We start from the raw sequence: 5,815 nt of genomic DNA on the forward strand, positions 1-5,815 counted from the left end.
GAGAGGGGAGGGGCCATGGTCTTCCAGACCGGCTTCGGGTCCTCAAATCCCCAGTTTAAAACTGGACAAACCACTACTGCTTTGTCCACTTTTAATTTGGGGGTTTTCGGGGGCGGTGCGGGGGGCCCAAGGCCCCCCGCACCGCCCCCGAAAACCCCCAAATTAAAAGTGGACAAAGCAGTAGTGCTTTGTCCAGTTATAAACTGGGGATTTGAGGACCCGAAGCCGGTCTGGAAGACCATGGCCCCTCCCCTCTCTCATGGCCTTCTGGGCCGTGAGGAGGGGGGAGAGAAAGTCTTTCAGGGGTAGTGAGGGGCTTTGCCTCCCACTACCCCTGAAAACCCCGAAATTCAGATGATGGTGAACCTGGAGGCGAATCAACAGGAACTCGCACATGCGTCCATCGCCCCGTATGCTTCGGACCTGACCGGTGGCCATTTGAACGTTCCTGGCCAGGGATGGGAGACCTGTCCCTCCTCCCCCATGAGGCAGAGGGGCGTGGGGAAAAGACTGGAATGGCAGGATGAGAGGCTTCGCCGCCCACCCGATCACCCCGAACCACCGGCCGGGAATAGAGCCATGCTCACCTCCTTCCGGTTGAGGCCTGCGATGCGTCGATGGAATGGATGGGGTGAAACCGCGATCGAGGTTCCTCTGTCGCCGGCCGCCCGGGCTTTCCTGGAGGATCAACTGGGGCCTGGGGCGCCTCCCCGAGATTGCTCCCTGGAAGAAGCCCTGGCGGGCGTCCCTCCCTCCCGCCTGCCTCCGCATCCGCTGGTCCGGACCGATCCGGAAACCCGGCTGCGCCACGCGGTCGGCCAGGGCATGCCGGATTGGATCGCGGCGCGCAGCGGCCGCCTCCGGGTCCCGGACGGAGTGGCCTTCCCCGAGACCAACGAGGAAGTGCGGGCCCTGCTGGCCTACGCCCGGGCGGTCGGCGCCCAGGTGGTGCCCTACGGCGGCGGCACCAGCGTGGTGGGGCATCTACGGCTGCTGCCGGATCCCCGCCCCGCCCTGTCGATCGACCTGAGCCGGATGAACCGCCTGCTCGCCCTGGACCGCCTGAGCGCCCTGGCCACCTTTCAGGCCGGCGTTCGAGGGCCCGATCTGGAGGCCGCGCTGCGCGCCCACGGCTTCACCCTGGGGCATTATCCGCAGTCTTTTGAGTATTCGACGCTAGGGGGCTGGATCATGACCCGTTCGGTGGGCCAGTTCGCCCTGGGCTACGGACGCATCGAGGACATGTTCGTCGGCGGGCGGCTGGAGACGCCGGAGGGCCCCTGGTGGATTCCGGCCATGCCCCCTTCCGCCGCCGGGCCGGATCTCCGCCATCTGATCCTGGGTTCAGAGGGCCGATTGGGGATCCTCACGGAAGCCACGCTCCGAGTGCGGCCCCTCCCTGAAGTGGAAGCGTTCCGGGCCTTCTTTTTCCCGGATTTCGCCTCCGGGCTGGCGGCGGCCCGCGAGATGGCCCAGCTGGGGCTACCCCTGATGATGCTCCGGCTGAGCACGCCGGAGGAGACCCAGATCACCCTGCGCCTGGCGGGGCGGGAGCGGCTGATCCGCCTGCTTCGGGGATGGCTGCGCCTGCAGGGGATGGGAGACGCCTCCTGCATGCTGCTGGTCGCCGCCGCGGGAACCCGCCGCATCGCCCATGCCGCGCTGGCGGAAGTCTACGCCGCCGCAGCGCGTCACCGCGGCCGATCCCTGGGGAGCCGCCCGGCTCGGGAATGGCTCCGTCAGCGCTTCCGCTCGCCTTATTTGCGGAACACCCTTTGGGAGATGGGTTATGCGGTCGATACGCTGGAAACCGCCGTCCTCTGGGCCCGCGTGCCCCGTATGGTCACAGCGATCGAAACGGCTTTGCGCCGCGGACTTGAAGAGATCGGAGAGCGAGTATACGCCTTCAGCCACGTCTCCCACGTCTACACCTATGGGGCCAACCTCTACACGACGTTCATCTTCCGGCTGGCGCGGGACCCGGAGGAAACCCTGGAGCGCTGGCGCCGTCTGAAGCACGCCGCCAGCGAGGCCATCGTGCGCCTCGGGGGGACCATCAGCCATCAGCACGGTGTGGGGGTGGACCATCAACCCTATCTGGAGGCCGAAAAGGGCACCTTGGGCCTGAGGATCCTGCGTGCGGCTTTCCGGGCCGTAGACCCCTATGGGCAGATGAACCCAGGCAAATTGATCGCCGAGAACGGGGGAGGGCACGTCCCCGGGCCGAGCCCGTAGGCAACAGAAAGCCGAGGGGCGCTCAAGCGCCCTGCGCATACATTCTGGAATTCTCCGGAGACGGAGCTGGGACCTTTGGCCACCAGCCCTGCCCTGAAAGATTGTTCCCCTCCCTACAGTCCGGAGAGTCTGAAGGAGGAAGAAAAGGGAAAGGGATATTCCCTTCCGGATCGGTTCCTCACTGGGCCAAGCCCTGCGAACCACGAACAAAAGACTCCCGATCGTCCCAAGCGCTCCCAAACGGGCGCTAAAGCGCCCGTTTATCCTGTTGGTAGTCGGGCACTTCAGTGCCTGTTCAGTTTGTAGTAGGGCACTTCAGTGCCCGTTCGAGCACTTTAGTGCTCGTTTACCAACGCGAACGCCCTGGGGAGATGGGAAAATGCCCCTGAATCGCGAGGAGGCATGGCTTCGACTGGACGAGCCCTGGGATCTCCTCATCATCGGCGGCGGGATCACCGGGGCCGGCTTGCTGGAGGAGGCCACGCGCCAGGGATTCCGGGCCGTGCTGCTGGAACAGCGCGACTTCGCCTGGGGCACCTCCAGCCGGTCCGGGAAGATGGTCCACGGCGGGCTGCGATACCTGCGTCAGGGGCAGGTCCGCACCACCTGGCATTCGGTGCGAGAACGGGAACACCTCCTGCGGGCCTTCCCGGGTCTGATCCAGCCCCTGGGTTTCCTGATGCCCCTCTACCGGGATGATCCCATCGGGCGGCCAGCGATGGCCGCAGGGCTCTGGATCTACGATGGGTTCGCCGGCCGCCGGGGCCATTGCTATCTTCGCCCGGATCCCTTGCTCGCGCTGGCTCCCCACCTGCGGCGGGAGGGCCTTCGAGGGGGCTATGCCTACCGGGATGCCCTGACCGACGACGCCCGGCTGGTGCTGCGGCTGATCCTGAACGCCGTCCGTAGGGGCGCAGCCGCCCTGAACTACGCCCGGGTGGAAGATTTCCTGCAAACCCGATCCGGCGCCATCGAGGGCGTCGTGGTCCGCGATCAGATATCCGGCCGGGAGACCGAAGTGCGGGCCCGTGCGACCGTGAACGCCACCGGCGCATGGGCGGACCAGCTACGGGGGAAGCTCGGGCGGCCGCCCCGGCTACGGCTTCTGCGCGGGAGCCACCTGGTGCTGCCCGGCTGGCGGCTTCCCCTCGCCCAGGGCATCATCCTCCTCCACCCGCGGGATCATCGGCCGCTGTATGTTCTCCCCTGGGAGGGGATGACCCTGGCGGGCACCACCGATGTGGACCACGACCAGGATCTGGCGGCGGAGCCGGTTATCCGGCCGGAAGAGTTCGAGTATCTGCTGATCGCCCTGCAACGCGCTTTCCCCTACCTGGATCTTTCCGCCGCCGACGTCACGGCAACGTTCTCCGGCGTGCGGGCCGTGATCGGAACGGGACGAGAGCAGCCTTCCCGCGAACCGCGGGATCATGCGGTGTGGGAGGAGCGGATCCTGACCGTCACGGGGGGAAAGCTCACGACCTTCCGGGTGATGGCGCGGGACGCCCTGCGGGCCCTTCGGCGTCGCCTGCCCACCCCTTCCCGCCCGCCTGTGGAGCGGATGCAACCTGAAACTAGCGAGGCCGCGCAAGCCGTCGCGGAGCGGTTCGACCCCGCGCTTGGGCTCCGCCTGCTCAGCCGCTATGATCCCGAAGCGCTTCCAGCCTTCCTTCAGGCCCCGCCCGAAGAACAGGAGCCGATTCCCCGGACCGATTTGCGATGGGCAGAGCTGCGCTGGATCGCCACCCACGAAGCGGTGGTCCATCTGGACGATCTGCTCCTGCGGCGGACCCGGCTGGGCTTCCAGTGGCCGAACGGGGCGCTTCCCTTCCTCGAACGATATGGCGCCCGGCTTCGAAGGATGCTAAGCTGGGAGGAGGATCGATGGGCCCGGGAAACGGAACGCTATCGGAGGATATGGGAAGGCGCCTACCGGCCGCCGATGTGATCCATCTCCCCGGGCGATTTCCGTGATCCATTGCCCGGCGAGGCCCCGGGAGGAAACTGGTTGCGTGGCTCCTTACAGGTTTTGGGTCAGGGACGTCGCCTTCGGCGGCACCCCTGACCCCAAAATATTCTCCCCATCCCCGGGGCCCATAGGCCCTGGGGGGAAGAAAGGAAAGAGGGGCTTCGTTGGCTTCTCTCTCCAAGGCGCTCGGATCCCCCGAAATCCCTGAAATCGGGAGCGTAAACCATGGATTCGACCGCTTCTTCGATGGAATGGACCCTCGCCCGCCGTCCGCTTCCCCTCCTGCAAGGATTTACTCCAGATCACCCGCCGGATTACGCGGAGATCCTGCGCTGCACCCACTGCGGGCTCTGTCTGAACCAGTGCCCCACGTTCCGCGTGCTGGGCTGGGAGCCGGATTCCCCCCGCGGGCGGATTTACCTGATGCGGGCGGTAGCGGAGGGACGCCTGGAGCTCAACCCGGATTTCCGGGAGCATATGGAAATCTGCCTCGCCTGTCGGGCCTGTCAGACCGCCTGTCCGGCCACGGTGCAGTTCGGCCGTCTGGTGGAGGCCGCTCGCTGGCAGACCCGGCAGACCCTGCCCATGGCCCCCGGGGAACGGCTTCTGCGGGCGATAATCTTCGGCCTGATCCTTGCCCGTCCGGCCTTCCTGAGCCTTCTATCCCGCGGGCTATGGCTATATCAGGCCGCCGGGATCCAGCGGATCGTCCGGAAAACCGGGTGGTTCCGCCGCCTGCCCGCCGCCCTTCGGACGATGGAAGAGATGTTGCCGGATCGGATCCCGGCGCAGGGGATGGCCGTCGGCCGGGTGGTTCCGGCGATGGGGGAGCAGCGAGGGCGCGTCGCCCTGCTGGCCGGATGTGTGATGCGCACCCTGCTGGCCCCGATCCAGGAAGCCACCATCCGGGTGCTCACTCGCCAGGGGTTTGAGGTGGTGATCCCTCGCGGCCAGGTCTGCTGCGGCGCCCTCCACGTCCACGCCGGGGAGCGTCGCCAGGCGCAGGCCCTGGCCCGCCGGAATGTGGCCGCCTTCATGCGCGAGGACGCGGAGGCCATCCTGGTGAACGCCGCCGGCTGCGGCGTCGCGATGAAGGAGTATGGGGAGCTCCTGAGCGACGACCCTCAATGGGCCGATGCCGCACGAACCTTCAGCGCGAAGGTGCGGGACGTCACCGAGTTCCTGGATGCGGTCGGCCCCCGTCCCTTCCCCAGGCGTCTGTCCGGGCGGGTGGTCTATCAAGATCCGTGCCATCTGGCCCACGGCCAGGGCGTTCGGGCGCAACCCCGACGGCTGCTCCGGGCCATCGGCCTGACGGTGATCGAGCTGCCGGATGGGGATCTCTGCTGCGGCAGCGCCGGGATCTACAACATCACCCATGCGGAGATCGCGAACGCCCTGCTGGAGGAGAAGGTGAACCAGATCCGTCGCATCGCCCCCGACCGGGTGGTGACGGCCAACGCCGGGTGCATGTTGCAACTGGCGATGGGCCTGCGGCGGGCCGGGATCACGATCCCAGTGCAGCACGTGGTGGAGCTACTGGACGAGGCGGGGGTCCCGTAAGAGGGGGATCGAAGATTTCTTTATGGGCGGGCCGGGCGCCTTCGGCGC

The 5,815-nt window shown here is 66.9% G+C and carries 3 protein-coding genes; all 3 read left to right on the forward strand.

Features of this window, described 5'->3' with window-relative positions; all coding sequences use genetic code 11:
- Positions 1 to 609: 609 nt before the first annotated feature.
- The 3 genes from NZM16_RS01990 (at position 610) to NZM16_RS02000 (ending at position 5,767) form a co-directional block, all read left to right on the forward strand.
- Positions 610 to 2,235 (forward strand): FAD-binding oxidoreductase, encoded by a 1,626-nt coding sequence (locus NZM16_RS01990; RefSeq protein WP_295448106.1) that lies wholly within the window; start codon positions 610 to 612, stop codon positions 2,233 to 2,235.
- A gap of 379 nt (positions 2,236 to 2,614) precedes the next feature.
- Positions 2,615 to 4,183 (forward strand): glycerol-3-phosphate dehydrogenase/oxidase, encoded by a 1,569-nt coding sequence (locus NZM16_RS01995; protein WP_295478162.1) that lies wholly within the window; start codon positions 2,615 to 2,617, stop codon positions 4,181 to 4,183.
- A gap of 246 nt (positions 4,184 to 4,429) precedes the next feature.
- Entirely contained in the window at positions 4,430 to 5,767 is a 1,338-nt protein-coding gene (locus tag NZM16_RS02000) for a heterodisulfide reductase-related iron-sulfur binding cluster (RefSeq protein WP_295448113.1), read from the forward strand.
- The last annotated feature ends 48 nt before the right edge of the window (positions 5,768 to 5,815 follow it).

Origin of the sequence: Thermoflexus sp. (genome assembly GCF_025055495.1) — a bacterium.
In the GTDB taxonomy this organism is placed as follows: domain Bacteria; phylum Chloroflexota; class Anaerolineae; order Thermoflexales; family Thermoflexaceae; genus Thermoflexus.